Source organism: Pantoea rwandensis, assembly GCF_000759475.1.
Taxonomy (GTDB): Bacteria; Pseudomonadota; Gammaproteobacteria; order Enterobacterales; family Enterobacteriaceae; genus Pantoea; species Pantoea rwandensis_B.
On the sequence record NZ_CP009454.1, the window covers coordinates 2,428,216 to 2,454,552 of the forward strand.

Annotated in this window: 26 protein-coding genes and 1 pseudogene; 13 read left to right on the plus strand and 14 right to left on the minus strand. The window is 53.4% G+C overall.

The window, feature by feature from the left end:
• Nucleotides 1-31: 31 nt before the first annotated feature.
• Entirely contained in the window at nt 32-1,414 is a 1,383-nt protein-coding gene (locus tag LH22_RS11080) for an MFS transporter (RefSeq protein ID WP_038646565.1), read from the minus strand.
• A gap of 193 nt (nt 1,415-1,607) precedes the next feature.
• Here LH22_RS11080 and kdgR point away from each other — a divergent pair, with 193 nt between their 5' ends.
• On the plus strand, nt 1,608-2,399 hold the full coding sequence (kdgR, locus tag LH22_RS11085) for a DNA-binding transcriptional regulator KdgR (RefSeq protein ID WP_038646567.1): 792 nt from the start codon (nt 1,608-1,610) through the stop codon (nt 2,397-2,399).
• A gap of 36 nt (nt 2,400-2,435) precedes the next feature.
• On the opposite strand, the gene LH22_RS11090 is transcribed toward kdgR, so the two are convergent.
• The gene (locus LH22_RS11090; RefSeq protein ID WP_038646569.1) at nt 2,436-2,672 is read right to left on the minus strand and encodes a YobH family protein; all 237 of its coding nucleotides are present in this window, start codon (nt 2,670-2,672) and stop codon (nt 2,436-2,438) included.
• Nucleotides 2,673-2,890: 218 nt separating this feature from the next.
• Here LH22_RS11090 and LH22_RS11095 point away from each other — a divergent pair, with 218 nt between their 5' ends.
• From LH22_RS11095 to rlmA, 5 genes are all read left to right on the plus strand, one after another.
• Nucleotides 2,891-3,166 carry a YebO family protein gene (locus LH22_RS11095; protein ID WP_038646571.1) on the plus strand — a complete coding sequence of 92 codons (276 nt, stop codon included), beginning with the start codon at nt 2,891-2,893 and terminating at the stop codon, nt 3,164-3,166.
• 18 nt (nt 3,167-3,184) lie between these two features.
• Nucleotides 3,185-4,195, plus strand: coding sequence for an MBL fold metallo-hydrolase (locus LH22_RS11100; protein WP_038646573.1), 1,011 nt, complete (start codon nt 3,185-3,187; stop codon nt 4,193-4,195).
• A gap of 527 nt (nt 4,196-4,722) precedes the next feature.
• Nucleotides 4,723-4,797 carry a DUF2627 domain-containing protein gene (locus LH22_RS20580; protein WP_128599124.1) on the plus strand — a complete coding sequence of 25 codons (75 nt, stop codon included), beginning with the start codon at nt 4,723-4,725 and terminating at the stop codon, nt 4,795-4,797.
• Nucleotides 4,798-4,880: 83 nt separating this feature from the next.
• Nucleotides 4,881-5,090 carry a transcription antiterminator/RNA stability regulator CspE gene (gene cspE / locus LH22_RS11105; RefSeq protein WP_034828712.1) on the plus strand — a complete coding sequence of 70 codons (210 nt, stop codon included), beginning with the start codon at nt 4,881-4,883 and terminating at the stop codon, nt 5,088-5,090.
• Nucleotides 5,091-5,229: 139 nt separating this feature from the next.
• Nucleotides 5,230-6,036 carry a 23S rRNA (guanine(745)-N(1))-methyltransferase gene (rlmA, locus tag LH22_RS11110; protein ID WP_038646575.1) on the plus strand — a complete coding sequence of 269 codons (807 nt, stop codon included), beginning with the start codon at nt 5,230-5,232 and terminating at the stop codon, nt 6,034-6,036.
• Here rlmA and LH22_RS11115 read toward each other — a convergent pair.
• The 4 genes from LH22_RS11115 to manX all read right to left on the minus strand — a co-directional run bounded on the left by LH22_RS11115 (nt 6,033) and on the right by manX (nt 9,267).
• The gene (locus LH22_RS11115; protein ID WP_038646577.1) at nt 6,033-6,491 is read right to left on the minus strand and encodes a DUF986 family protein; all 459 of its coding nucleotides are present in this window, start codon (nt 6,489-6,491) and stop codon (nt 6,033-6,035) included. The genes rlmA and LH22_RS11115 overlap by 4 nt on opposite strands.
• A 92-nt stretch (nt 6,492-6,583) precedes the next feature.
• Complete coding sequence (locus LH22_RS11120; RefSeq protein WP_038646579.1) at nt 6,584-7,429, minus strand: PTS mannose transporter subunit IID; 846 nt, start codon at nt 7,427-7,429, stop codon at nt 6,584-6,586.
• 14 nt (nt 7,430-7,443) lie between these two features.
• Nucleotides 7,444-8,244, minus strand: a complete 801-nt coding sequence (locus LH22_RS11125) for a PTS mannose/fructose/sorbose transporter subunit IIC (RefSeq protein ID WP_034828717.1) — start codon at nt 8,242-8,244, stop codon at nt 7,444-7,446.
• Nucleotides 8,245-8,301: 57 nt separating this feature from the next.
• Nucleotides 8,302-9,267 carry a PTS mannose transporter subunit IIAB gene (gene manX / locus LH22_RS11130; RefSeq protein ID WP_038646581.1) on the minus strand — a complete coding sequence of 322 codons (966 nt, stop codon included), beginning with the start codon at nt 9,265-9,267 and terminating at the stop codon, nt 8,302-8,304.
• 511 nt (nt 9,268-9,778) lie between these two features.
• Here manX and LH22_RS11135 point away from each other — a divergent pair.
• Nucleotides 9,779-11,344, plus strand: coding sequence for a TerC family protein (locus LH22_RS11135; protein WP_038646583.1), 1,566 nt, complete (start codon nt 9,779-9,781; stop codon nt 11,342-11,344).
• Between the two features lie 588 nt (nt 11,345-11,932).
• Here the strand turns inward: LH22_RS11135 and LH22_RS11140 are convergent.
• From LH22_RS11140 to pabB, 4 genes are all read right to left on the minus strand, one after another.
• Complete coding sequence (locus LH22_RS11140) at nt 11,933-13,495, minus strand: EAL domain-containing protein (RefSeq protein WP_038646585.1); 1,563 nt, start codon at nt 13,493-13,495, stop codon at nt 11,933-11,935.
• Nucleotides 13,496-13,714: 219 nt separating this feature from the next.
• Entirely contained in the window at nt 13,715-15,079 is a 1,365-nt protein-coding gene (locus LH22_RS11145) for an L-serine ammonia-lyase (RefSeq protein WP_038646587.1), read from the minus strand.
• 191 nt (nt 15,080-15,270) lie between these two features.
• Nucleotides 15,271-15,840 carry a CoA pyrophosphatase gene (locus LH22_RS11150; RefSeq protein ID WP_038646589.1) on the minus strand — a complete coding sequence of 190 codons (570 nt, stop codon included), beginning with the start codon at nt 15,838-15,840 and terminating at the stop codon, nt 15,271-15,273.
• Nucleotides 15,841-17,199: an aminodeoxychorismate synthase component 1 gene (pabB, locus tag LH22_RS11155; RefSeq protein ID WP_038650062.1), complete on the minus strand. Its 1,359-nt coding sequence runs from the start codon at nt 17,197-17,199 to the stop codon at nt 15,841-15,843. It lies immediately after the preceding gene.
• 110 nt (nt 17,200-17,309) lie between these two features.
• Between pabB and LH22_RS11160 the strand changes: the two genes are divergently transcribed.
• Nucleotides 17,310-17,495 (plus strand): YoaH family protein, encoded by a 186-nt coding sequence (locus tag LH22_RS11160; RefSeq protein ID WP_034828730.1) that lies wholly within the window; start codon nt 17,310-17,312, stop codon nt 17,493-17,495.
• A gap of 12 nt (nt 17,496-17,507) precedes the next feature.
• Here LH22_RS11160 and LH22_RS11165 read toward each other — a convergent pair whose 3' ends face one another.
• Nucleotides 17,508-17,852 (minus strand): RidA family protein, encoded by a 345-nt coding sequence (locus tag LH22_RS11165; RefSeq protein ID WP_038646591.1) that lies wholly within the window; start codon nt 17,850-17,852, stop codon nt 17,508-17,510.
• Between the two features lie 123 nt (nt 17,853-17,975).
• On the opposite strand from LH22_RS11165, the gene LH22_RS11170 reads away from it, so the two are divergent.
• The 5 genes from LH22_RS11170 to rnd all read left to right on the plus strand — a co-directional run bounded on the left by LH22_RS11170 (nt 17,976) and on the right by rnd (nt 24,397).
• Nucleotides 17,976-19,886 carry an ATP-dependent DNA helicase gene (locus tag LH22_RS11170; protein WP_038646593.1) on the plus strand — a complete coding sequence of 637 codons (1,911 nt, stop codon included), beginning with the start codon at nt 17,976-17,978 and terminating at the stop codon, nt 19,884-19,886.
• 52 nt (nt 19,887-19,938) lie between these two features.
• Entirely contained in the window at nt 19,939-20,637 is a 699-nt protein-coding gene (gene tsaB / locus LH22_RS11175; protein ID WP_038646595.1) for a tRNA (adenosine(37)-N6)-threonylcarbamoyltransferase complex dimerization subunit type 1 TsaB, read from the plus strand.
• Nucleotides 20,638-20,696: 59 nt separating this feature from the next.
• The gene (locus tag LH22_RS11180) at nt 20,697-21,293 is read left to right on the plus strand and encodes a Slp family lipoprotein (protein ID WP_038646597.1); all 597 of its coding nucleotides are present in this window, start codon (nt 20,697-20,699) and stop codon (nt 21,291-21,293) included.
• A 207-nt stretch (nt 21,294-21,500) separates the two neighbouring features.
• Nucleotides 21,501-23,177 carry a long-chain-fatty-acid--CoA ligase FadD gene (gene fadD / locus LH22_RS11185; RefSeq protein ID WP_156102817.1) on the plus strand — a complete coding sequence of 559 codons (1,677 nt, stop codon included), beginning with the start codon at nt 21,501-21,503 and terminating at the stop codon, nt 23,175-23,177.
• A 98-nt stretch (nt 23,178-23,275) separates the two neighbouring features.
• A complete protein-coding gene (gene rnd / locus LH22_RS11190; RefSeq protein WP_038650065.1) occupies nt 23,276-24,397 on the plus strand; it encodes a ribonuclease D in 1,122 nt (373 codons plus the stop codon).
• 54 nt (nt 24,398-24,451) lie between these two features.
• On the opposite strand, the pseudogene minE reads toward rnd, so the two are convergent.
• The 3 genes and pseudogenes from minE to minC all read right to left on the minus strand — a co-directional run bounded on the left by minE (nt 24,452) and on the right by minC (nt 26,286).
• Nucleotides 24,452-24,726: pseudogene (minE, locus tag LH22_RS11195) on the minus strand (cell division topological specificity factor MinE).
• A 3-nt stretch (nt 24,727-24,729) separates the two neighbouring features.
• Entirely contained in the window at nt 24,730-25,542 is an 813-nt protein-coding gene (gene minD / locus LH22_RS11200; RefSeq protein WP_034828743.1) for a septum site-determining protein MinD, read from the minus strand.
• A 33-nt stretch (nt 25,543-25,575) separates the two neighbouring features.
• Nucleotides 25,576-26,286: a septum site-determining protein MinC gene (gene minC, locus LH22_RS11205; protein WP_038646603.1), complete on the minus strand. Its 711-nt coding sequence runs from the start codon at nt 26,284-26,286 to the stop codon at nt 25,576-25,578.
• Nucleotides 26,287-26,337: the final 51 nt, after the last annotated feature.

A 26,337-nucleotide genomic window follows, 5' to 3' on the forward strand; every position in this document is an offset into this window, starting at 1 on the left:
CAAAGGTGCCCAATTGGGCACCTTTGTTGTTTTATGACTTCACCGTCTCACTCGATTGCGTCATCCGCGACATACTGACGACGGCTGCCACCGTGGCGAAGCTCCCCGCTAAAACCAGTGATGCATGTGTTCCGCTGTCGTTAAACAGATTGAACATCAAGGCAACCAGTGCGGCACCGCTGCTCTGACCGACCAAACGCGCCGTCCCTAACATACCGCTGGCGCCACCGCTGCGATGGCGCGGGGCAGAGGAGATAATCGTGTGATTATTCGGAGACTGGAACAGGCCAAAGCCCGCACCGCACAGCATCATTCGCCAGATAATATCAATATCAGTGGGTTGTGTAGGCAGCAGTGCCAGTAAGAACAGACCCGCCGCAAACATCGCCAGCCCCAGGCCACCCAATAATCCCGCATGGACTTTCTCAATCAACCGGCCGGCAATCGGTGCCAGCACCATGGTGGCCAGCGGCCAGGGTGTGAGCAGCAACCCGGTCGCCACTTCATCCCGTCCCAGCACGTTTTGCAGGAAGAATGGCAATGAAACCATTGCCAGCATCTGCGCGCAGAACGAGCAAATAGAAGTGCACATCGACAACGAAAAAATGGGGATGCGCAGCAAATCCACCGGCAGCAGCGGCACTGGCATCGCCAATTGGCGACGAACAAACACCACGCCCACCAACACCAGTGCTACGACTTCCGCCAGAATGAGCCAGTGATCCTGCCCCTGTGAGAACCCGCTGAGAGCCGATATGAGCAGGCCAAAGAACAGGGCGTTCATGATGGCGCTGGGAATATCAAACTTCTGCTGTTTGGCTTTCTGCGTGTTATCCGGCAGAAAACGCAGCGCTAGCCATAATGCCACAATGCCCAGCGGCACGTTGATCAGGAATAACCATTTCCAGCTGGCGATGGAGAGAATCGCGGCAGCCACCGTGGGGCCCGCAGCGCTCGATACCGCGACGATCAGCGAGTTAATCGCCATACCGCGGCCGAGATAACGCTGCGGATAGATAATACGAATTAGCGCTGTGTTCACACTCATCAGTGCCGCGCCGCCAAAACCCTGCAGGATACGCGCCACGGTAAGCATATTGAGTGAAGAGGAGAGGGCGCAGAACAGTGAAGTGGCGATAAACAACGCCAGCCCTACCTGATAAACACGGCGATAACCCAACATATCGCCGAGAAAGGAGAGCGACAGTAACGAGATAACAATGGCGATTTGGTAGGCGTTAACAATCCAGATTGATTCCGCCGGACTGGCATTCAGTTCGCGCGCAATGGTGGGTAACGCGACGTTAGCAATGGCACCATCCAGTACTGCCATCATGATGCCTAACGCAATAGTGATAATCGCGCCGTACCGCTGCGGAACAGGTAATCCATCCTGAGAGACTGTAGGGGACATAAATGAAATAAATGAAGGAAGTGAATATCATCATGCTAATCAATTTTGTGACGGAAAGCACCGCATTCATTGACAAAAAATTACGAAGGAATGTGTCGCTGAGTGCCAGTCGTTGCCGCCGTTGGGCTGAAACGCATATACTGGCGCTTCTGTTCCGTTTTTTTTGAAACACCGTCAAAAAAGGATACGCGCAATGGCGAGCAGTGATAACGATAAACAGCCAGACTCCGTCTCTTCGGTAATGAAAGTGTTCGGCATTCTGCAGGCGTTAGGCGAAGATCGTGATCATGGTATCACCGAACTGTCGCAACGCGTGATGATGTCAAAAAGCACGGTTTACCGCTTTCTGCAAACCATGAAATCATTGGGTTACGTGGCGCAGGAAGGGGAAAGTGAAAAATATTCGCTGACGCTCAAGCTGTTTGAATTGGGTGCCAAGGCACTACAAAACGTCGACCTGATTCGTAGTGCCGATGTCGAAATGCGAGAACTGTCGCGTTTGACCAAAGAAACTATCCATCTGGGTGCGCTGGAAGAAGACAGCATTGTCTATATCCATAAAATCGATTCACTGTATAACCTGCGCATGTACTCGCGCATCGGGCGTCGTAACCCGTTGCACACCACCGCCATCGGTAAAGTATTGCTGGCGTGGCGCGATCGCACTGAAGTTCAGGAGCTCCTGAGCGAAGTTGAATTTCGTCGCAGCACTGCAAACACCATCGTCAGTGCTGAAGGGTTGCTTGAGGTATTAGATCAAGTAAAAGTGCAGGGCTTCGGTGAAGATAACGAAGAGCAGGAAGAGGGCTTACGCTGTATTGCCTTGCCGGTTTTCGACCGCTTCGGCGTGGTGATTGCTGGATTGAGCATCTCGTTCCCGACAATCCGATTCTCTGAAGAAGCAAAAAACGAATATGTGGCGATGCTGCATCGTGCTGCGCGCAATATTTCTGATCAGTTGGGTTACCACAACTACCCATTCTGAATAGCTGAACGGGCTGTCGCCAGCCCGTTTGAATCACTAATTATCTACCACTTCGCCACTTTTCTTCAGCAGTGGACAATCGGTAACACCCACAATACCGCTGTCGGTATGCAGATATTGCGCGGTGATCATGCCGCGTGCAGTGAGATAGCTACACTGTAAGCCCAGTCCTGCGGCGTTTTTGTTGCTTCCGGTGAGTACGCCATAGCCGGTGAGCAGCATCCCTAGCCAGACCACTGCTACCACGATTATCGCCCGAATGAATAGTTTCATTTTATCTCCTTGTGATACACAACGCAGCTATCCTGAAGTCGCTGCGATTTCTATAGTAGCAGCATGACGCGTCCTGCTTATGAAATCGATCAGAGATAACTGAAAGCCATCAAGATGCGGGATAATCTGCTTTCCACCGGCAACCATTATCTTTTCCGCACACAACGAGTAGAATCAGCGGCGGTGTAAGTGTTTTATGTTTGACAATAGAGGCAGTTATGAACGAGTTAGCCGCAAATACCAGTCCGCTGTTCAGTTATGGTGTACTGGCCATCATTATTGTTGTGGCCTTGATAGCCTGGTTCTTCGTTAACCGGGCCAGCATGCGCGCCAGTGAACAGATTCGTTTGCTGGAAGCACTGCTGGAAGAGCAGAAAAAACAGAATGCATTGTTGCGCCGCCTGGCGGATGCTCAACCTGACACGGCAAAACAGCAGGAGGAAGAAGACGCCGTAGAACAGCGCGACTTCATCCGTATGATTCCAGAACGTTAAACACATGATGGAGCAGTAATGGCCTGGCAAAATCCCTGGTACGACGCAGCGCTGGCGCATCACACGCCAGAAGGTTTCCGCAACCCGGAACCGGAATTGCGCCAGCCAGGGGATTTGCAGCGCTGGCGGCGGGAGCGCAAAGCGGACCATTTGCCGCTGCCGCCTCAGGCCGGTTATCCGGCATTTATTGCCCGCTGGTATCAGGAAAGCGATCTGGGTGGTGATGACGATCGCATCTGGTGGTTAGGTCATGCCGCCGTGTTGATGCGGCTCAATCGCCGCTATATTCTCATCGACCCGGCACTCTCTGCGCGTGCTTCACCGCTGCCGTTTGCTGGACCACAGCGTAAAACGCCCGCTCCGCTCCATATTGCACAGTTGCCACATCTCGACGTGGTACTGATTTCGCACAATCACTACGACCATCTCGATCGGCCTACGGTAAAGCGCATCGCACGTCATTTCCCGGATGCGCAATTTGTTGTGCCGCTGGGTATGGGAACCTGGTGCCGCAAACGTGGCGTGCGTCATGTCACCGAGCGCGACTGGTGGCAATCCATTGATATCGCAGGAGTGACGTTGACTGCCGTACCCGCGCGACACTGGAGCATGCGAACTTTCTGGGATCGCAATCGCTCATTGTGGTGTGGCTGGGTGGTGCGAAACCAGAATGTGAATTTTTGGTTTTCAGGTGACAGTGGCTATAGCGAAAACCTGTTAGAAATTGCAGAACGTCTCGGGCCCTTTAATCTTGCCGCGTTGCCCATTGGCGCTTATGCACCAAAATGGTTCATGCGCGGCCAACATATGGACCCCGATCAGGCGGTGCGTTTATGGCAGGCGATAGGGCGTCCGTTAACGCTGCCGATCCACTGGGGTGTGTTTGAGCTGGCGGATGATCCTTTAGATGAACCCCCTGCCGCTCTGGCGCAAGCAATGCAATCCGCGGGAGAAATGGACTCACGCTTTGTGCCATGGAGAATAGGCACCAGCCGAAGCCTGCGGAATAGCGATTCAGATGTGTCCTAAGCCCGATTTGTTAAATCAAGTGTCGCAGTGCGTTTTTTTAACATTTAATTGTAGAGTCGTTAGTTAAAAATAAGATAACCGCCAAAACGAGCGTGCATATATTTGGGGCAAGAGCGCTTATATTTTCCTGATTTTGGTGCAAAACAATTAATGACTTGTACTTAATAAATCTGGATGTACAAGTTTTGCACAGTGCACGAATCTTGCATTCCGCGTTATTTTTTGGGCGAAATATTTTATCAATGCCATATTAATGCAATACTTTTTGCGTAACCTTGGCCGCTTTAATTGTGCTGGTTTAAGTTGCGTCGCTACGCTTGACTAATGTAAGTACTGGCGCTAACTACTCTGACATATAACATTTTTTTGTGCAGTTATTCCGTCATCTGTCAATATGCTAATGGCAGAAGAGTGCAGAGCAACGGCCAATTATGTGCGTCATGTCGATCACCGTTTAAAAATGGCTTGCCATTAATTTGCGGATATGTGATAACGACTCTTGGGTCAAACGAGGTACAGTTCTGTTTATGTATGGCATCTTCAGTAAAGAAGTTACGAGTAAAGACGTTGACGTTGAATTCCGCTTCCTTGCCGAACCTTAAATTAGTGCCTCATTCAGTAACGTCTCTGGTTTATCTGTAAGACTGCCTTCGGGCAATATAAACAATCAAAGGAATTTGCAAAAATGGCAAAGATTAAAGGTCAGGTTAAGTGGTTCAACGAGTCTAAAGGTTTTGGTTTCATTACTCCTGCTGACGGCAGCAAAGACGTGTTCGTACACTTCTCTGCAATCCAGGGTAACGGCTTCAAAACTCTGGCTGAAGGCCAGGCTGTTGAGTTCGAAATTCAGGACGGCCAGAAAGGTCCAGCTGCAGTAAACGTAACTGCTATCTGATTTCGTTTTCAGACTCGGTGCCATGCGCCGCTGACACGAATTGTAAAGCCCTGGTCTCTGATCGGGGCTTTTCTTTTATCCTTTCTGTTGCCAGACGATCAGGGTAAACTGCGCGCGAATCGTGAACCCGGAGTTGTCTATGTCTTTGATTTGCCCACTTTGCCAGCAACATTTGCATCAGCAAGCTAACAGCTTCCGCTGCGATTCCGGTCACCAATTCGATCAGGCGAAAGAAGGGTACGTCAATTTGTTGCCGGTGCAGCATAAAGGCTCAAAGGAACCGGGTGACAGTGCGGAAATGCTGCTGGCTCGCCGTGTATTTCTTGATGCCGGACACTATCAACCCTTGCGCGATTCGGTGGCGCAACATCTGTCGCAGCGTCTGAATGGCAAGGCTGCTCAGGTATTGGATATTGGCTGTGGTGAAGGTTATTACACTGCAACAATGGCGCTAGCGCTTCCACAAGCACAGTTGTTTGGCCTTGATGTAGCGAAAGCGGCGATTCGTATGGCGGCTAAACGCTATCGTGCGGTGAAATTCTGTGTCGCCTCCAGCCAGCGTTTACCCTTCGCCGACGCATCGCTGGATGGCATTGTGCGCATTTACGCTCCTTGCAACGAAGCGGAATTGAGTCGCGTCGTCAAAGCGGGCGGCTATCTACTGACGGTGACACCGGGCCCACATCATCTGGAGCAGTTCAAAGCGCTGATTTATCGTGAAGTGCAGCTGCACGCGGCAGAAGAAAAGGCTTACGAAGGTTTCAGGCAGGTCGAGCAACACAACCTGCGTTATGAGATGACGTTAAATGGGGCCGAAGCGGTGAGCTTGCTGCAGATGACACCTTTTGCCTGGCGTGCGCGCGAAGAAGTCTGGCAGACACTGGCGGCAGCCGATACCTTTAGCTGCGACGCCGACTTCATGCTGACGCTATGGCAGCGCGCTTAACGCGCTTCCACCAGCGTATTGTAGATACGTTCCAGGTCGTCGAGCTGTTGCACTGCAATCAGCAGGCGACGCTGTTCCAGCTGCATGACTAAGATGCCATCCTCAGACAAGTTCATACTTTGAATGCGACGATAGTCGATCCACACGCTGCCGAAGAACAGTCCCTCGGTCTTCATCAACAATTTCGGCGTGCGTAGCCAGAATAGCCAGATCGCCATAAAGCACAACACCATCAGCAGCGTGGTGGTGAGTTGCGGGCCATGGTTGCTGACGTTATTCCACAGCAGAATCAGCAATAACACGATAAAAATACCGCTGTCGATTTTATGGCGACGACGCAGCGCGACACGCAATTTGGTCGGCCCTTTGCGCCGCGGCAGGATAGCGTCATCGTAAATCGCGAACAGGGCAAAGGCGATGACCAGCAGGGCAATCAGAGCGTCAGTCAGTGACATTACATTTTCTTCCTCAACCGAATTTACCTCAACGTTGGCGCTCAGGTAACCTCGCTTAAAACGGCCGGGGGCCAAAGCCCCCGGCGAGATGATTACAGACCGAGCAGGCCGATCCAGTAACCAAAGATACCCAGGGCAAAGAAGCCCACGATAATCCACAGTGCGTTAACTTTACGGCGCAGCAGCCACATACAGCCGAAGGTCAGCAGCAGCGGGATTAAGCCCGGCATCAGCTGATCGAGGATCGATTGAACGGTCGTCACGGTGGTTTTGCCGGTGTGATCGGTAATGCGCGACACCACAAGCGGCACGTTCACGTGTGTCCACTTGTTGACCAGCGCCCCCATGACAAACAGGCCGAGAATCGACGCCCCCTCCGTAAGCTTTTGCAGGAAGCCGCCACCCATATCGCTGACAATATCCACGCCTTTGCGATAACCATAAGCCACACCGTAATAACGCGTCAGCATACGCACGGCGTTAAACAGAATGAAGAACAGCAGGGGACCGAGCAGGCTGCCGCTCATCGCGATACCGGCACCGAGTGCAGCAAACACCGGGCGAACGGTACCCCAGAAGATCGGGTCACCAACCCCCGCCAGCGGTCCCATCAGGCCAACTTTAATACCGTTAATCGCGGCATCATCAATCGCTGCGCCGTTAGCACGCTGCTCTTCCATCGCCATCGTAACGCCCAGCACAGGTGCAGCCACGTATGGATGGGTGTTGAAGAACTCCAGGTGACGCTTAATGGCCTGTTTACGATCGTCGTTGTTCTCAGGATAGAGGCGACGAATCACCGGTACCATCGAGAAGCAGAAGCCCAGCGCCTGCATACGTTCAAAGTTCCATGAACCCTGAAACAGGTTAGAGCGGATGAACACACCACGGACGTCGCTCGGGGTGAGTTTCTTTTGCGTGTTAGTTGTATCAACCATGATTTCACCTGTTCCTAGTCGAGTTCGTTGTCGAGGTCATTGTGTGCAGGACCGGCAGCGGCCGCGCCTGCTGTACGGTTATATTTCGGCGCCAGCTGGATATACAGCACCGCCATGACCACACCAATCACGCCCAGAGCAACCAGGTTGAAGTTGGTGAAGGCCGCCGTCACAAAGCCCAGATAGAAGAACGGCATCAGGTAGCCTGCGCGCATCATGTTGATGACCATCGCGTAACCCACGACGACGATCATGCCACCGGCGATGTTCAGACCGTTGGTGACCACTTCTGGAATCGAGCTCAACAGTTCCTGTACCACGCTGGTACCCACTGAAATCGCCACGATCAGGGCTGGAATGGCAATACGCATCGCCTGCAATACCAGAGCAGAGACGTGAATCCAGCTGATGGCGCTCAGATTGCCTTTCTCGGCGGCCTTATCGGCAGCGTGCTGGAAGGCAACGGTGATGGTACGGACGATGATGGTCAGAACCTGACCGGCTGCCGCCAGTGGAATCGCCAGTGCGATACCCGCACCAACGCTTTGGCCACCTGCGATAACCAGAATGGTCGAAATGATGGAGGCCAGTGCCGCATCGGGTGCAACCGCCGCACCGATGTTCATCCAGCCCAGCGCGATCATTTCCAGGGTACCACCGATGATGATACCGGTTTTCATGTCACCCAGAACCGCACCAATCAAGGTACAGGCCACCAGTGGACGGTGGAACTGGAACTCATCAAGAATCGATCCCATCCCGGCAATACAAGCCACAATAAATATCAGGATGATTTGTAGCGTGGTTATTTCCATTGCTTTTCTCCTCAGCAAGGTCTCAAGTATTCGCCCGCCAGCGCAGGCAAAAGCGAACTACTGATTGACCTTGGCAATCAGGTCCATCATTTTCAGTCTTGGGTCGTTTGAAACTTTACGCACTTCCAACTCGATACCGCGTTCATTCAGTTTACGGAAGGCTTCAATGTCCTTCTGATCGACCGAAACGGCGTTGTTGACCTGGGTTTTACCCTGTTTGAATGCCATGCCGCCGATGTTGACCGACTTGATATCCACGCCTTGTTCAACAATCCGTTCTACATCGGTAGGATTGGTAAACAGCAGCATCACGCGGTCACGACCGTATTTCGGGTTGTTCCACACGCGGATCATTTTGGCGATGTCTACCACGTGGGCGGTTACGCCCGGCGGTGCCACCTGGGTCAGCAGCGTTTTACGCACATGATCGTTGGCGACTTCATCGCTAACGACAATGATGCGCGTGACGTTGGTCTCTTTGGTCCAGCGGGTTGCCACCTGGCCGTGAATTAAACGGTCATCGATACGGGCCAGACCGATCTTCATGTGCTCGCCTGGCGCCAAAGGCTTTTGCGGTTGCGCCGGGGCTTTTGCGGCAACCGGTGCTGCAGCTTCCGGGGTAGGGGTTTCGGTCTTCAGGGCTTTAACGCCTTCACGACCGGCTTCCACGGCAATGTGAATCAATTCCTCAAAGGATGGGTTGTCATCGCGCCCCATCAGGGTTTCCACCAGCATCGGGATATTCACCCCGGCGATGACATCATAATCCGGCTTATCCACCACAATGCGGCTGGCCGCGTTGAATGGACTGCCGCCCCAGGTATCCACCAGGAACAGCACGCCTTTCGACGTGTCGAGTTCTGCCAGTCTCGCCTGATACTTTTCGATTAGCGTTTCTGCATTTTCGCCGGGCACGAAATCAATCCATCCGACATTTTCCTGCTCACCCAACAACATTTCTGCTGTTTTAAGCAACTGTTCTGCCGCCCAGCCATGTGTACCAATTACAATAGCAATGGTCACTTGCTACCTCCGTTCGCATGAGAGATTCTCTGGCATTGCCGGGAATCATTGAGAATTACCGTTGTTGATTCAGGTGGATCGTTTGGGTCTAAGATGAAGAGTCGCATCAATAAATATTCCGAAACTGTCCGCTGCACAGCAGTAAGGTCGCGATTTATTTTAGTGTGCGAAAAAATAATTTATGTGATGTTTGTCAGCTATTTCGAGCGTAACGCTGCAAAATTGCATTTATGTTCACTATTCCTGCGTTTGTGCAGTTGTTTGTAAATGTAATAAAATTTTTTGACGTTGTTGATGTAACTGATACATTAGCGTTCTGTTTAATATTCAGGAGTATCGGGCTTCAGCTCACCTATATGGACCGTCACCGACGTCGCTCAACATGTTCTCAGCGCTTTCTGGCGCACACTACAACGCTCTTCAGCGTGACCTCATTTGCTAACGATCTCTCGTCTCGCTTCACAGCGCAGGCTCAATCTCGTTCGCCCCTCTGTGCTGTAAGGAGTCATTGATGGAATTTCTCTTCGACCCCTCAATTTGGGCGGGTTTGCTAACGCTGATCGTGCTGGAGATCGTTCTCGGCATCGACAACCTGGTGTTCATCGCTATCCTTGCCGACAAGTTGCCACCGAAACAGCGTGATAAAGCGCGTCTGATTGGTTTATCCCTTGCCCTGGTGATGCGATTAGGCCTGCTGTCGCTGATTTCCTGGATCGTGACATTGACGCGACCCCTATTCAGCGTAGGCGATTTCAGTTTTTCCGGGCGAGATTTAATTCTGTTGTTCGGTGGTTTGTTCCTGTTATTCAAAGGAACCATGGAACTGCATGAGCGGCTGGAAAACCGCGGCATGGAACATCAGGGCAACAAAGGTTATGCCAGCTTCTGGGCCGTGGTGATCCAGATTGTGGTGCTGGACGCGGTATTCTCGCTGGATGCGGTGATTACTGCGGTGGGCATGGTGAACCATCTGCCGGTGATGATGACGGCCGTGGTGATCGCCATGGGTGTGATGCTGTTGGCTTCGAAGCCGTTGACCAATTTCGTCAATGCCCATCCGACGGTCGTGGTGCTTTGCTTAAGCTTCCTGCTGATGATTGGTTTGTCATTGGTAGCGGAAGGCTTTGGTTTCCACATTCCGAAAGGCTATCTGTACGCTGCAATTGGCTTCTCGATTGTTATTGAGCTGTTCAACCAAATTGCGCGCCGTAACTTTATTCGCCACCAGGAACATCGGCCGATGCGTGAACGCACCGCCGAAGCGATCTTGCGCCTGATGGGGGGCCGCCAGCGTCATCAGCCGGCCACCACAGAAGAAGCTTCGCTGACGCAGGCGATGCCACAGGAAGCATTTAAAGACGAAGAGCGTTATATGATCAACGGCGTGTTGACGCTGTCACAGCGCTCAATTCGCAGCATCATGACGCCACGCGGAAACATTTCATGGGTAGATGCCGAACGTCCAGTGGATGAAATTCGTATTCAGCTGCTCGACACGCCGCACAGTTTGTTCCCGGTGTGCCGAGGTGAGTTGGATGAGATCATCGGTGTGGTACGTGCCAAAGAACTGCTGGTGGCGCTTGAGCATGGTATGGACGTGGCGACGTTTGCTGCTACCACTCCGGCGATAGTGGTGCCTGAAACGTTGGATCCGATCAATCTGCTGGGCGTGCTGCGCCGCGCTAAAGGCAGCTTTGTCATCGTCACCAACGAATTTGGTGTGGTGCAAGGTTTGATTACCCCACTGGATGTGCTGGAAGCGATTGCCGGTGAGTTCCCGGATGAAGATGAAACGCCTGATATTATCGCGGATGGTGATGGCTGGTTAGTGAAGGGCGGTACCGATCTGCATTCACTGCAGCAGTTGCTTGACCACCATGAACTGGTTGACAGGGAAGAGGATCATGCCTCGCTGGCGGGTCTGTTGATTGCCCAGAAAGGCCAACTGCCGCAGCCTGGTGAGATCATCGACCTGCCGCCGCTGCACTTCCAAATCATTGAGGCTACCGATTATCGTATCGACCTGGTGCGCGTCACCAAAGATAAGCCGCATGAAGATGAAGAGCATGAGGCGTAAGCGCTAAGTTAATTGTCATCGAAAAGGCCGACATCCATGATGTCGGCCTTTTTTATTCCTATGTTTCGCAATGAATGACGCTGACACCTTTCACACTCACACTGAGGAGTAGGTAATGGACGAGTATGTTAAACGCATAACGCGATTGATCCATTCCAGGTTCAACATTGTGCAGACCGCAAAAATGCCACATGAAGCCGGTAAAGGGGGATGAGGAGTAAAGCGTACGCCGCAGGGATGCGGCGTCCGAGGCTACAGGGATGTATTCACGCCGTCTTTACGGAACATCCCCCTTTACCGGCTGGAACGCACCATCAGACACAGCCATCGAACGCACCCTCAGGTACAGCCATCGAACGCACCCTCAGACACAGCCATCGAACGCGCCCTAAGACACAGCCATCGAACGCACCCTCAGGTACAGCCATCGAACGCACCCTCAGACACAGTCATCGAACGCACCCTCAGGTACAGCCATCGAACGCACCCTCAGACGCAGCAATCGAACTCACATCAGACACAGCAATCCAGCCCAACATCAGATACAGCAGTCCAACCCAACGTCAGACACTGCAATCCAGCCTAACATCAGGCCCTAAGATGCGCCTGATGCTGTTCCAGCCACACAGGGAAATCTTCGATTGGCATTGGACGGGCGTAATAATAGCCCTGTAAATGATCCACGCCGCGTTCACGCAGATAGTGTGCCTGCTCAGCGGTTTCCACGCCCTCAGCCACTAAGGCAATGTTCAAACGCTGCGCCAGCGAAATCACCATATCGGTTACCGTGGCGTTAATCGCATCGGTGCCGATGGCCGCAGTGAAAATCTTGTCAATTTTCAGCACGTCTGGCTTCAGATCTTTCAGGTAGGCGAGGGAACTGTGGCCAGTGCCGAAATCGTCGATCGCCAGACGTACGCCGATCTCATGAAGCTGCGATACCACAGATTGATCGATCACCGGCAAGGCATCACGCTCAGTCAACTCGACCACCAGCTCTGGCAGCGGGTTAGCGGGCCACCAGATGCTTTGCAGGTCCTCGACAATCGCACGATCGCGGAAATGGCTGGCGGCAACGTTAATCGCAATATGGAAAGAGGAACATTGTGGCAGGTTGGGCAACTCATTAACCACTTTGGCTAACACAAAGCGCGTCAGTGGTGCTATCAGGTTCTGACGCTCAGCTAGCGGGATAAACACATCCGGCGCAATCCAGCCCTGACGCGCATTATGCCATCGCAGCAGTAACTCCATGCCATCGCACTCACCACTTTTGGCATTGATCAGCGGCTGACAGTACACCATAAATTCATTCGCGGTAATGCCATAACTGATTTGCCAACTGAGGCTCATGCGGTTCGCGGTGGCTAACCAAACGATATAACCCATCAGCAAGCTCAGCAACACCGCGAGCGGCAATTGGGAAGGCAGCGTATGCAACGCCAGACGTGCCGGAGAAGGGCCATACAAGGTAATGCTGTAGGGGTAACGCAGTGAAGCCTGATCGAAAGCCACTTCATCTTCCGATGGCTCTGTCTCTTCAATCAGCGGATTACCATATTCCAGACTCTGTCCGCCGACATTAAAAATGGCCCGTTCGACCCAGGGTAACTGCGGCTCCAGCAAATAATTCGTCATCAATTCCACATTGATAACCTGTAGCAGCCCATCGCGATTATCCAGCGATTTGGGCGTCCACAGCAGCAAGACCGGTGAACCTTTCAGCAGGTAGTTATCCGTGGTCAGCATCATGCGCTGATTGTTAATTGCCAGTTCCGGATAGGTCTGACTAAACGAAATATTGCGCGGACCGTAAATGCTGGAGCAGTAAATGCTGTCGTCCTGCACCAGTAGAATGGTGCGCACGGTCTGCAATGAAGAAATCTTTTCGATCAACGGATAGCGAACTTGTGCGCAAGGTACGCCAACCAGCCCAAGCGTGTTGTTGGCGGACACATCCAGCGGGGAGAACATACGGTCAAAGCGCTCAATGGCGCGGCTGGCAAAATTCAGTGACTGCTGCTCAATACGTGATTTCTCTTCGATATAACGAAAAGTCAGCGTGAGAATCAGAACCAGCGCCGCGATCACCAACGCAATAAGCAAACGCTTACGGCGAAATTGACCAACAAATTGCTGGGGAATGAGCATCAGTAACCACCTTGCAAAACAAAAATTGAAGCCAAATTAACGTGTAGGTTATCGGCATGGAGGCGGCCAGGTTTAGCGCAGCGCAGAGAAAAAAAGCGGCACTAAAAAACAGCGCGGCCACTAAGGGCCGCGCGCAAATTAATGTATCTGGTTTACTCACCAGGAGGTAGCGTGAGATGCAGAAAATAATTCAATTGATTACTTTTTCAGCATGTCTCGTTAATCACATTGCACTTTGATCGCCAGACCACCGCGAGAGGTTTCACGGTATTTGGCATTCATATCTTTACCGGTTTCGTACATGGTTTCGATCACCTTATCCAGCGAAACTCGCGGCTCACTGGTACGGCGCAACGCCATGCGCGCGGCATTGATGGCTTTGACTGAGGCGATGGCATTACGTTCGATGCACGGCACCTGCACCTGGCCTGCCACCGGATCACAGGTCAATCCCAGATTATGTTCCATGCCGATTTCAGCAGCGACACACACTTGCTCCGGGCTGGCGCCAAGCAGTTCCGCCAGGCCAGCGGCAGCCATCGAACAAGCCACACCGACTTCGCCCTGGCAGCCCACTTCGGCACCGGAAATCGAGGCGTTCATTTTATACAGCACGCCAATGGCACCCGAAGCCAGGAAGTAACGGATGAAGATGTCTGGCGTCACGGTCTCAATAAAGTGATCGTAGTAAGCCAGCACTGCAGGCACGATACCGCAGGCGCCGTTGGTTGGCGCGGTCACCACACGTCCACCGGCGGCATTTTCTTCATTCACCGCCAGGGCAAACATGTTAATCCAATCAATCACGTTCATCGGATCGTTGGAGTGTTTGGAGGAGGACACCAGCAAACGACGCAACGAGGCTGCACGGCGCGGCACCCGCAGTGGACCAGGCAATACGCCTTCCGTATTTAAGCCGCGATCGATACAGGCCTGCATGGTTTGCCACACGTTGCCGAAATAGGCATAAATGTCTTCACGACTGTGCAACGCCAGTTCATTCTTCATCACCAAACCGGAAAGTGACAAACCGCTTTCATGGCAGTGGCTCAACAACTCTTTGGCAGAGTTGAACGCATACGGCACGGATACCTCATCCAACACGGATTGGCCGAAATGCTCTTCATCAACGATAAAACCGCCGCCGATGGAGTAGTAAGTCTTGGTCAGGATCAACAGATCGCCGGCGAAGGCGAAAACCGTCATGCCGTTTTCATGCAACGACAGATTTTCACTGCGGAACACCATGCCGCCTTCGCGTGGGAAATCGACTTCACGCGCACCCTTGGCCAGCAGCAGGCGCTCGCGCTGTTCTACATCTTTAATAAAGGCGGGAATGCTATCGATATCTACCGTGGCAGGCTCAAACCCAGCCAGTCCCATAATGATGGCGATATCGGTATGGTGACCTTTACCTGTGAGCGACAGCGAGCCATAAACGTCGACGGCAATACGCGTCACGTCCTGCAGCTTGCCCTGTTCGGCCAGCAGATCAACAAACTGCTTGCCCGCTTTCATCGGACCTACGGTATGTGAACTGGATGGGCCAATGCCCACTTTGAACATGTCAAAAACACTAATCACCGGTGACACTCCTCACAAATCTTATTCTGCACGGCTGAGGCCGTTTATGCGGCTAATAGTAATCGCCCGCGTGACTGAGCGAGCAGCTTTTCGCATGAAATAAACTAATTATAATGCACAGAAATAGTTATCCCATTCAGCTGTTGTGAAGTGGATCGAGTTTATGGCGGAAGTAACACGCAGTGTGGAACTCAGGGAAGGGCGATTTGCTGACTGAGTGCGCGAATAATACCGGCGGTCATGCCCCAGATAAAATAATCCTCATACCAGGACAACCACACCTGATGCTGACGATGACCTCGGCGCAAGGTGAGTCCACTGTAGCGGCTGAGACGCAGGGCTTCTGCCAGTGGCATCGCAAAGGTGCTTTCCACTTCGTCAGGATTAATATCAAGGGACAGGCCAGCGGGAATGATGCCGACCACCGGCGTGACGGCAAAACCGGTGCTGCTGGTGACCGGCGGTAACACCCCCACAACGTTGACCATGGCGGGTTGAATGCCGACTTCTTCTTCGGCTTCACGCAGTGCGGTATGAATGAGCGAATTATCCGTTGCATCCTGCATCCCGCCCGGGAACGCTACCTGACCGGCATGCTTGCGTAAATGTGATGAGCGACGCGTCAACAGTAACCCGGGTTCAACACCGTCTATTACGGGCACCAGCACCGCCGCCCGCCGCCCGCTGATAACGCTTTTAGGCGCACTCACAGGGGGTTGCATGACAAAGCGGTTCAGGAACTGGTCAAGCGTTAGGCTCATTTACACCTCGCCGCTCAGGCTGGGCAAAATACGATTGACCTTGTGGAAGGTCTCCTGATATTCCAGCTCCACATCGCTATCCGCCACCAGGCCACCACCTGCCGCACAATAAAGATGCTGATTTTCAGCGATTAACGTGCGGATGGTGATGCTGGTATCCATGCGACCACACAAGCTGATGTAACCGATGCTGCCGCACCAGGCGTTGCGGCGCTGCGGTTCCAGTTCCTCAATAATCTCCATAGCGCGTATTTTCGGTGCACCGGTAATGGAGCCGCCGGGGAAACAGGCGCGCAGGAGATCGGTTGCGCCGAGATGTTGAGGTAGTCGCGCGCGCACGGTGCTCACCAGATGATGCACCGCCGGGAAAGGTTCCACCACAAACAGCTCAGGGACGCTGACGCTGCCGGGTTCAGCCACGCGGCCAATGTCATTGCGCAGCAAATCGACAATCATCAGGTTCTCGGCGCGATCTTTTTCCGCATGGGCCAGTTTCTCTGCCTGTGCGCGATCGGCTTCTGGATCGGCTAAGCGTGGCAAAGTGCCTTTGATCGGGCGGGTTTCAATCTCCTGCTGCTGTAGGGAGAGAAATCGTTCCGGCGACAAGCTAAGAATGACGCTCTTAGGCAAGCGAATAAACGCACTGAAGGGCGCGCGGTTGTCGCGGTTGAGTCGTAAAAAGGCCAGCCACTCGTCGCCATGATAGCGAGCCTGAAAGCGTTGAGCCAGGTTCACCTGATAACAATCACCGGCTTGAATGTAGTGCTGAACCTGGGCAAAACGCGCAGCGTACTCATCAAAACTGAGGTTTGACTGCCAGTCGCTGGTCAGTGAAAACCCTTTAGGCTGCGGAATCGCCTGCGCCTGCAGCCACTGCCAGCGTTGCCCGGCATCGGTGAGTGAAATCAGGGTGAGTTTTTGCTGATGATGATCCGCGATCAAAGCCCAATCGTAGATGCCGACTGCCATATCCGGCGTCGCCAAATCCTGCTCCGCGCGCTGCGGTAAGGTTTCAAAGCGGCGTCCCAGATCGTAGCCAAACAAACCCAGCGCGCCGCCCTGGAAAGGCAGATCAGCATCAAACAGGGGTGTCGCGCCCAGCATTTCGCACTGTTGCTGCACCAGGTGCAGTGGATCGTCGGCGGAGAGTATCACCTTGCCATCACAGTCGATTTCCGTCATCTCACCGCGCGTGGTGAGCGTGGCACGGGGATCCGCCGTTAAAATGTCAAAACGATTATCGGCATGGTCGGCATGGCCAGAGGTGAGCAACATCGCCCAGGGACGATGAGCAAGCGCAGAAAAACGGTGCAACAGCGCATCCGGCGTATACTTCAGGTTAAGGGTTTTTACGATCATCGGGCTAATTAATCCAACAAGCAGGCGCGTAGCCTGGCACATTTTTTTGTTGCTGGCACCTGTTTGTTCCGCGTGGAATAATGCGTTCCCTTTTGCACCAGGAGCAAATAATGTTTACAGGTCTTCCGGCTTTATCTCATGAACAGCAGCAGCAAGCTGTGGAACGTATCCAGGAATTGATGGCAGGTGGCATGGCGAGTGGTCAGGCGATTGCGCAGGTGGCGCACGAGATCCGTCAGAGCTATCAGGGTGAATCGATTCGGGCGATGTTCGAAGACGACGAAGAAGACGAATAACGCCCGAAAGGGTTACAGCGCAGCGATGATTTTGATTTCCACTTTGTATTTTGGATTCATCAAGTCGGCTTGCACGGTGCAACGTACCGGCGCGTTGTCAGGTGAAACCCACTCATCCCATGCACGATTCATGGCAGGGAAATCGGCTTTATCGACCAGGAAAATTGTGGCATCAAGGATCTTACTTTTGTCTGATCCGACACGAGTCAGAATCGCGTCAATCACCGCCAGCGCGTTGGCGGTTTGCGCTTCGGCATCTGCATCCAGATTTTCTGGCACGCTGGTGTAATAGACGGTCTGGTTATGCACAACGGCTTCTGACATGCGGGGTGCGGGATCAATACGCGTAATGGTCATGGTGTTCTCCTGTAATTTCGCTGCGCTAGCCTGCCATATCCAGTAGGGCGCTGTCATCTGTTGTGGTCGCCTCAGGGGAATCCTGACATAATTACAGTGTTTTTGACCAATCGGTGAGGATGTGTGGCAGACGATTTTGCAGCTGATGGCGCGCTGGCGCAGGCTATTCCAGGTTTCAAACCGCGTGCCGCGCAGCGTGAAATGGCGCAAGCGGTCATGGAAGCGGTGAAGAAAGGCGGTGAGCTGGTGGTCGAAGCCGGCACCGGGACCGGTAAAACCTACGCCTATCTGGCGCCCGCACTGCGTGCGAAAAAAAAGGTCATTATCTCAACCGGTTCCAAAGCTTTGCAGGATCAGCTGTATAACCGCGATTTGCCCACCATCGCTCGTGCCCTGAAGTTCAGCGGTAAAACCGCTCTGCTGAAGGGACGTTCCAACTATTTATGCCTCGAACGTCTGGAGCAGCAAAATCAAACCGGTGGCGATCTGACAGTACAGGCGCTCGGGGATTTGATTAACGTGCGCAGCTGGTCAAATCAAACTTCGGATGGTGACGTCAGCAACTGTTCCGGCGTCGCCGAAGACAGCCCGATCTGGCCGTTTGTCACCAGCACCAATGATAATTGCCTGGGCAGCGACTGCCCGCTCTACAAAGATTGCTTCGTGGTGAAAGCGCGTAAGAAAGCCATGGATGCCGATGTGGTGGTGGTGAACCATCATCTGTTCCTTGCCGATCTGGTGGTCAAAGAGGGCGGCTTTGGCGAACTGATCCCAGAAGCGGATGTGATGATCTTCGATGAAGCGCATCAGTTACCCGATATCGCCAGTCAATACTTTGGTCAGCAACTTTCGAGCCGCCAACTGCAGGATCTCGCCAAAGACATCATTATTGCCTATCGCACTGAAGTGCGCGACGTGCAGCAGTTGCAGAAATCAGCCGACCGTCTGGCACAGTGCGCGCAGGATTTCCGCTTAACACTGGGCGAGCCGGGTTTTCGCGGCAATCTGCGTGACCTGCTGAGCGACAACAACATCATGCGTATGCTGACCTTGCTGGATGATGCGCTGGAACTTTGCTACGACGTCATCAAATTGTCGCTGGGACGTTCCGCGTTATTGGACGCGGCATTCGAGCGCGCGGCACTGTATCGCACCCGTCTGAAACGCCTGCGTGCCATTGATGAACCGGGTTTCAGCTACTGGTATGAGTGCAGCAGCCGCCACTTTACGCTGGCGTTAACGCCGCTATCGGTGGCAGAGCGTTTTCGTGAAGTGATGGACAACCGTAAAGCCGCCTGGGTATTCACCTCCGCGACCCTTGCGGTGAATGAGCAGATGAGTCATTTTTCCAGTCGTTTAGGGGTGGATAAAGCCACCACCATGATTCTCGACAGTCCCTTCGATTACACGCAGCAGGCGCTGTTGTGTGTGCCACGCAATATGCCGGAGCCGAATCAACCCGGCGGTGCCCGTCAGCTGGCACGGATGATGAAACCGCTGATCGATGCCAATAAAGGACGCTGCTTCTTCCTCTGTACTTCCCACAAGATGATGCGCGAACTGGCCGCCGAATTTCGTGCCTCGATGACCATACCCGTGTTGCTGCAGGGAGAAACCAGCAAAGGCCAACTGCTGAAGCAGTTCCTTGAAGCCGGTAACGCCTTACTGGTGGCGACCAGCAGTTTCTGGGAAGGCGTCGATGTGCGCGGGGATGCACTGTCGCTGGTGATTATCGATAAGCTGCCGTTTACTTCGCCGGAAGATCCGCTGCTTAAAGCGCGAATGGAAGACTGCCGGCTGCGCGGCGGCGATCCCTTTAATGATGTGCAACTGCCGGATGCCGTGATCACCCTGAAGCAGGGTGTCGGCCGTTTAATCCGCGACACGGAAGACCGGGGTGTGCTGGTGATTTGCGATCAGCGTCTGGTGTCGCGTCCGTACGGCGGGTTGTTCCTCAACAGTCTGCCACCCACGCCGCGCACCCGCGATTTGCAGCGCGCCATCGCCTTCGTCCGCCAGCCAGAGAAGCACTAATTTGTACCAGGCTGTGTTAAGATGCGCGCCATTTTGACTTTCAGAGGTTGTTATGTCCGCCCGAATTTTAGCTCTGGACACGGCGACAGAAGCCTGTTCTGCCGCGCTGCTCAATCAGCAGCAGATCGATGCCCGCTTTGAAATCGCCCCGCGCGATCACACCCAACGCATCTTACCGCTGGTACAAGAGCTGTTGCAGGCGCAGCAGCTGGCGCTGACGGCCCTCGATGCGCTGGCGTTTGGCCGTGGGCCAGGCAGTTTTACTGGCGTGCGCATTGGCATTGGTATCGCGCAAGGGCTGGCGCTGGGTGCGAACTTGCCGATGATCGGCGTATCTTCTCTCGCGACTATGGCTCAGGGCGCATGGCGCTTAACTGGCGTTGAGCGCGTGCTGGCCGCTATTGACGCGCGCATGGGCGAAGTTTACTGGGCCGAATATCAGCGTGATGCTAACGGTGAATGGCAAGGTGCGGACTCGGAAGCCGTACTGAAACCCGAAGATGCACAGGCACGCATCGCCCAGTTAAGCGGCGAATGGGCAACGGTGGGCACCGGCTGGGCAGCTTATCCGCATCTGTTAAGCTCGACCGGCGCAACCTTAGTGACCACGGAGGTGACGCTGCCGGCAGCCGAGGATATGCTGCCGCTGGCACTGAGTGCATGGCAGCGCGATGAGGTTGTCGCAGTGGAAAATGCTGAGCCAGTGTACCTGCGTAACGAAGTGGCATGGAAAAAGTTGCCGGGCCGATGAGTGTGACGCAACTATTCCGTAAGCGCCCAGTCTAACTGAGAAATAACAGGAGAAGTGCTATGCCAATAAGTCGTAAAGGGATGTCTGGCGCTTTGTTAGCTTGTGCGCTGTTGCTCAGCGGCTGCGTTTCGGTACCAGATTCCATTAAAGGGAGTTCTCAACTTCCACAGCAAGATTTATTACGCGTGATGAATGCGCCGCAGCTGTATGTCGGCCAGGAGTCCCGTTTTGGCGGTAAAGTGGTGAAAGTCACTAACCTGACCGGTCTCACACGCCTGGAAATTGCCACCCAACCGCTGGATGACAGTGCGCGGCCACGTTTAGGCTCTGCATCAGTAGGACGCATTTTTGCCGATATTCGCGGTTTCGTTGATCCGGTGGATCTGAACAATCAATACATTACGGTGTTGGGCAACATTAAAGGCACCGAAAAAGGTGAGATTGGGAAAGCCAGCTACAACTTCGTGGTGGTGGATGTGCGCGGCTATCAGCGCTGGCACCTGACTCAGCAGGTGATGACGCCTCCGCAGCCTATCGATCCCTGGATCTGGTATGGGCCAACGCGTCGTCATCCGGGTTATTGGGGGCCAAATCCTTATTGGGGGATGAACATGAATACCGGTCCCGCGCAGGTGGAAACTATCCTGACCGAATAATTCATCTTCATTATTTGACGGCCCGGTCGCGGTGCTCGCGACCGGGCTTTTTTATTGGGCGCGCAACCGATGCGCGAAATTTAGTGATGCGCTTCGCAACCTGAAAATGCCGAAACAGGCAAACTGGTACAATCAGTTAAAATATTGTTAACAACACTGATTGCAGAGGCGGCGATGGCTACGCAACAAGAATATCGGGGTGATTCTTTGAATAAGGTTTGGCTTAAACGCTATCCGGCAGATGTTCCTGCGGAGATTAATGCGGACCGTTATACCTCTTTGGTCGAACTTTTCGAGCACGCAGCATTGCAGTACGCCGATCAAACGGCGTTTATTAATATGGGTCAGCCGATGACCTATCGTCAGCTGGATAAGCAAAGTCGTGACTTTGCGGCCTGGCTGCAACAGGGGTTGGGCCTGAAGCAGGGCGACCGCGTGGCGCTGATGATGCCAAACTTGCTGCAGTATCCGGTGGCGCTGTTTGGCGTATTGCGTGCGGGTATGGTGGTGGTCAACGTTAACCCGCTGTACACGCCGCGTGAGCTCAAACATCAGCTGAATGACAGCGGTGCCAGTGCGATTGTCATTGTGTCTAACTTTGCGCACACGCTGGAAAAAGTCGTCGCGGAAACGCCAATCAAGCACGTGATGCTGACGCGCATGGGTGACCAACTTGCCCCGATCAAAGCCACGCTGGTTAATTTCGTGGTTAAGTATGTTAAGAAGCTGGTGCCGAAATACCATCTGCCAGGTGCGGTGCCATTCCGCAGCGCATTGCAGCAGGGTGCGCAGATGACTTACCAGCGTCCGACACTGACGAACAGCGACCTGGCATTCCTGCAATACACCGGCGGCACCACCGGCGTCGCCAAGGGCGCGATGCTGACTCACGGCAACATGCAGGCTAACCTGGAGCAGACCAAAGCCACCTATGGCAAACTGCTGCGTGCGGGCAAAGAGCAGGTGGTCACGGCTCTGCCGCTCTACCATATTTTTGCGTTAACGGTAAACGGCCTGCTGTTTCTCGATCTCGGCGGTGCCAACCTGCTGATCACCAATCCGCGTGATATCCCCGGTTTTGTCAAAGAGCTGAGCAAATTCCCGTTCACCGCCATTACCGGCGTCAATACGCTGTTTAACGCGCTGCTAAACGACGAAAACTTTAATAAGCTCGATTTCTCTACGCTGCGTCTCTCTGCTGGCGGCGGCATGGCCGTGCAAAAGGCCGTGGCTGAGCGCTGGGAAAAACTCACCGGGCATTATCTGCTCGAAGGTTATGGTTTGACCGAGTGTTCACCGCTGGTATCGGTCAATCCGTATGACATCACTTGCCACACCGGCAGCATCGGTCTTCCTGTACCCTCCACGGATGTGCGTATCGTCGATGACGAAGATAACGATGTGGCGCCAGGCGAACCGGGCGAACTCTGTATTCGTGGTCCACAGGTGATGGTGGGTTACTGGCAGCGACCGGATGCCACCGAAGAAGTGTTGAAAAATGGCTGGCTGCACACCGGTGATGTTGTTACCGTTGATGGCGAAGGTTTTATTCGCATCGTCGATCGGAAGAAGGACATGATTCTGGTGTCAGGCTTTAACGTGTATCCTAACGAAATCGAAGATGTGCTGATGCAGCATCCGAAAGTGCGCGAAGCCGCCGCAATCGGTGTGCCCAGCGACCTTTCCGGCGAAGCGGTGAAAGTGTGCATCGTTAAAAAGGATCCGTCACTGACGAAAGAAGAAGTGCTGGATCATTGCCGCCGTCAGCTCACCGGCTACAAAGTGCCGAAGATTATTGAGTTTAGAGATGAGCTGCCGAAGACCAACGTGGGCAAAATTTTGCGCCGCGAATTGCGTGAAGAGGCGAAGCGAGAAGGGCAGTAAGCTGCCTTTCTCTCCAGGTTAACGCCGGCTCAGTCCGGCGTTTTTATTGCTTTTAACATGGAGCGCTGCGCGAAGTGTGCCGCAGCGAGAATGAATACGTGAATTACACTTTGATCGACCAAAACAGCCAGCTGGCTGCCGTGTGCGAACAAGCGCGCCAGCATGATGCCGTTGCGCTGGATACTGAATTCGTGCGCACGCGCACTTACTATCCGCAGTTGGGTCTGATCCAGCTGTTCGATGGTGAACAACTGGTTCTGATCGATCCGCTTAACATCAGTGACTGGACGCCGTTCATCGCACTGCTGCAAGACAAGCAGGTGACAAAATTCCTGCACGCCGGTGGCGAAGATCTTGAAGTTTTCTTGCATCGTTTTAAATGCCTGCCCGATCCGATGATCGATACTCAAATCCTGGCGGCCTTCGCTGGGCAGCCGCTGTCATGGGGCTTCGCTTCGATGGTTAATCACTTTAACCAAATCGAACTGGATAAGAGCGAATCCCGTACTGACTGGCTGGCGCGCCCGCTGACTGAGCGTCAATGCGACTATGCTGCAGCAGATGTCGCGTATCTTCTGCCGATTGCCCATCAGTTAGTTGAGCAGACGCAAGCCGCAGGCAACATGGCTGCAGCGCTGAGCGAATGCGATAATCTTTGCCAGCGCCGTCTTGACGTTTTGCAGCCAGAGGATGCATGGCGCGACATCACCAACGCATGGCAGTTGCGTCCGCGCCAGTTGGCAGCGCTGCAACGCCTGGCGGCATGGCGCTTGAACATCGCCCGCCAGAAAGACATGGCCGTGAATTTTGTGGTACGTGAAGAGAATCTGTGGAAAGTAGCGCGCTTTATGCCGGGTAGCCTGGGGGAACTCGATCATCTGGGCCTGAACGGTCATGAAATCCGCTTCCACGGGAAAGCGATGGTGGCGCTGGTGGCGGAAGCTCAGGCTCAGGATGAAGCGACCTTGCCACAACCGTTGCCCAATCTGATTGACCATCCACATTACAAACAGGCATTTAAAGCCATCAAAGCGCTGGTGTTACAGGTAAGCGAAGAGACGGGTTTCAGTCAGGAGCTATTGGCTTCACGTCGCCAAATCAATCAGGTGTTAAGCGTTTACTGGGGTTTGAAAAGCGGATGCCGTACACCAGAATTACTGACTGGCTGGCGTGGTGAATTGCTGCAAAAACGAATCGACGAGATCCTGCAGGCGCTATAAGCGGAATGTTTTCCCCTGCGCACAACGCAGGGGAAAATCAGGAACCCGCTACAATCATTTAGGAACGTCTTCCGTCTCCGTCTCCGGCAGTGTGACGTTGAGTTCCAGGATGGAGATATCGTCCCCTTTCTGATCCAGCTGAACGGTCACCATATCCGGGTCAATTTTCACGTACTTACAGATCACTTCCAAAATATCGCGCTTCAGTTGCGGCAGATAATGGGGCTCACTGTCGCCCCTTCTGCGCTCGGCTACGATAATTTGCAGCCTTTCCTTGGCTATGTTGGCTGTGTTCTTCTTACGGGATAAAAGAAATCTAATAATGCCATTGGTTATCCCCCGAACAGGCGTTTCAGGAAACCCTTCTTCTCTTCTTCAATAAAGCGGAAGGGGCGTTCTTCGCCAAGCAGGCGATCTACGGTATCAGCGTAAGCTTTACCGGCGTCAGAGTTAGCGTCGAGAATGACCGGCTCACCCTGGTTAGAAGCACGAAGTACCGACTGATCTTCCGGGATCACACCCACCAGTGGTATACGCAGAATCTCCAGCACGTCTTCCATGCTCAGCATGTCGCCACGCGTCACGCGGCCTGGGTTATAACGTGTCAGTAGCAGATGTTCTTTCACCGGGTCCTGGCTGTTTTCAGCACGACGCGATTTAGAAGAGATAATGCCGAGGATGCGGTCGGAGTCACGCACGGAAGAGACTTCCGGGTTGGTGGTGATAATCGCTTCATCCGCAAAGTACAGTGCCATCAACGCACCGGTTTCGATACCCGCAGGGGAATCACATACGATGAAGTCGAACTCCATCGCGGCCAGGTCGTTTAATACTTTTTCCACGCCTTCGCGGGTCAGCGCATCTTTATCACGTGTTTGTGAAGCAGGCAGAATATAGAGTTGCTCCGTGCGCTTGTCACGAATCAGTGCCTGGTTCAGTGTTGCATCGCCCTGGATGACGTTGACGAAGTCATAAACCACACGGCGTTCACAGCCCATGATCAGGTCGAGGTTACGCAGACCGATATCAAAATCGATCACGACAGTTTTCTTGCCTTTCTGCGCTAAACCGGTTGCGATGGCCGCGCTTGACGTGGTCTTGCCAACGCCCCCTTTACCCGATGTAACTACAATGATGCGTGCCATAAATGTTGATTTCCTTAACGAAAGAAAAGGGGCCTAATAAAGTGTCTGAATGGTGAGCGCGCCCTCTTTAAGGCACAGGCGCGCGGCTTTACCAAAGAATTCCGCCGGTATCTGATCCATGATCCAATATTCCCCGGCAATAGAGACCAACTCGGCTGCGAGGTTGGTACAAAAAATCTGGCTGTCACGTTCGCCACTGGCACCCGCCAGCGCACGACCACGCATCATGCCGTAAATATGAATATTGCCGTCTGCCACCAGTTCGGCACCGGCGCTGACGCTGTTGGTGACGATAAGGTCGGCATTCCGTGCGTAAATTTGTTGGCCTGAGCGCACTGGCGTATTGATGATGCGGGTTTTACTGGCGGTTTCAGCCACCGGTGCCACGATCGGCGGCGCATCTTCTGCCACTGGCGCTTCTGCACGCTTGCGATTCTCTTTGCCTTCTGACAACACCGGCAAGCCTGCTCGGGCAATCATCTTTTTCAGGGCTTCATCTTTACAACCGCTGACACCAACAATCCGTAAACCAGTGGCGATGACCGCCTGCTGCATCTGCTTCCAGTTGATGTCACCGTTCAGCGCTGACACATTGAGCACCACCGGCGCATTCTGCAAAAACGCAGGTGCCTGGTCGATTTTGTCCTGCAGCGCCTGACGAATCACCTCGGGTTGTGAATGGTGCAGATGAACCACTGACAGGGTAAAACTGCTTCCCTTGAATTCGATTGGCGTTTGCGACATCTGTCCTGACTCAGTCCTGTTTTACGACCCTAAGATGTACGTCGATAAAAT

Coding starts and splice junctions, on each gene's coding strand:
- LH22_RS11150 (WP_038646589.1), bottom strand. CDS start 15,840: ATGAGCCTAACGCTTGACCAGTTCCTGAACCGCTTTGTCATGCAACCC.
- LH22_RS11135 (WP_038646583.1), top strand. CDS start 9,779: ATGGAATTTCTCTTCGACCCCTCAATTTGGGCGGGTTTGCTAACGCTG.
- LH22_RS11080 (WP_038646565.1), bottom strand. CDS start 1,414: ATGTCCCCTACAGTCTCTCAGGATGGATTACCTGTTCCGCAGCGGTAC.
- LH22_RS11125 (WP_034828717.1), bottom strand. CDS start 8,244: ATGGAAATAACCACGCTACAAATCATCCTGATATTTATTGTGGCTTGT.
- cspE (WP_034828712.1), top strand. CDS start 4,881: ATGGCAAAGATTAAAGGTCAGGTTAAGTGGTTCAACGAGTCTAAAGGT.
- LH22_RS11140 (WP_038646585.1), bottom strand. CDS start 13,495: ATGCTCATTCCCCAGCAATTTGTTGGTCAATTTCGCCGTAAGCGTTTG.
- rlmA (WP_038646575.1), top strand. CDS start 5,230: ATGTCTTTGATTTGCCCACTTTGCCAGCAACATTTGCATCAGCAAGCT.
- tsaB (WP_038646595.1), top strand. CDS start 19,939: ATGTCCGCCCGAATTTTAGCTCTGGACACGGCGACAGAAGCCTGTTCT.
- LH22_RS11095 (WP_038646571.1), top strand. CDS start 2,891: ATGAACGAGTTAGCCGCAAATACCAGTCCGCTGTTCAGTTATGGTGTA.
- pabB (WP_038650062.1), bottom strand. CDS start 17,199: ATGATCGTAAAAACCCTTAACCTGAAGTATACGCCGGATGCGCTGTTG.
- LH22_RS11115 (WP_038646577.1), bottom strand. CDS start 6,491: ATGTCACTGACTGACGCTCTGATTGCCCTGCTGGTCATCGCCTTTGCC.
- LH22_RS11165 (WP_038646591.1), bottom strand. CDS start 17,852: ATGACCATTACGCGTATTGATCCCGCACCCCGCATGTCAGAAGCCGTT.
- LH22_RS11100 (WP_038646573.1), top strand. CDS start 3,185: ATGGCCTGGCAAAATCCCTGGTACGACGCAGCGCTGGCGCATCACACG.
- kdgR (WP_038646567.1), top strand. CDS start 1,608: ATGGCGAGCAGTGATAACGATAAACAGCCAGACTCCGTCTCTTCGGTA.
- LH22_RS11120 (WP_038646579.1), bottom strand. CDS start 7,429: ATGGTTGATACAACTAACACGCAAAAGAAACTCACCCCGAGCGACGTC.
- LH22_RS11160 (WP_034828730.1), top strand. CDS start 17,310: ATGTTTACAGGTCTTCCGGCTTTATCTCATGAACAGCAGCAGCAAGCT.
- LH22_RS11090 (WP_038646569.1), bottom strand. CDS start 2,672: ATGAAACTATTCATTCGGGCGATAATCGTGGTAGCAGTGGTCTGGCTA.
- minD (WP_034828743.1), bottom strand. CDS start 25,542: ATGGCACGCATCATTGTAGTTACATCGGGTAAAGGGGGCGTTGGCAAG.
- minC (WP_038646603.1), bottom strand. CDS start 26,286: ATGTCGCAAACGCCAATCGAATTCAAGGGAAGCAGTTTTACCCTGTCA.
- LH22_RS11180 (WP_038646597.1), top strand. CDS start 20,697: ATGCCAATAAGTCGTAAAGGGATGTCTGGCGCTTTGTTAGCTTGTGCG.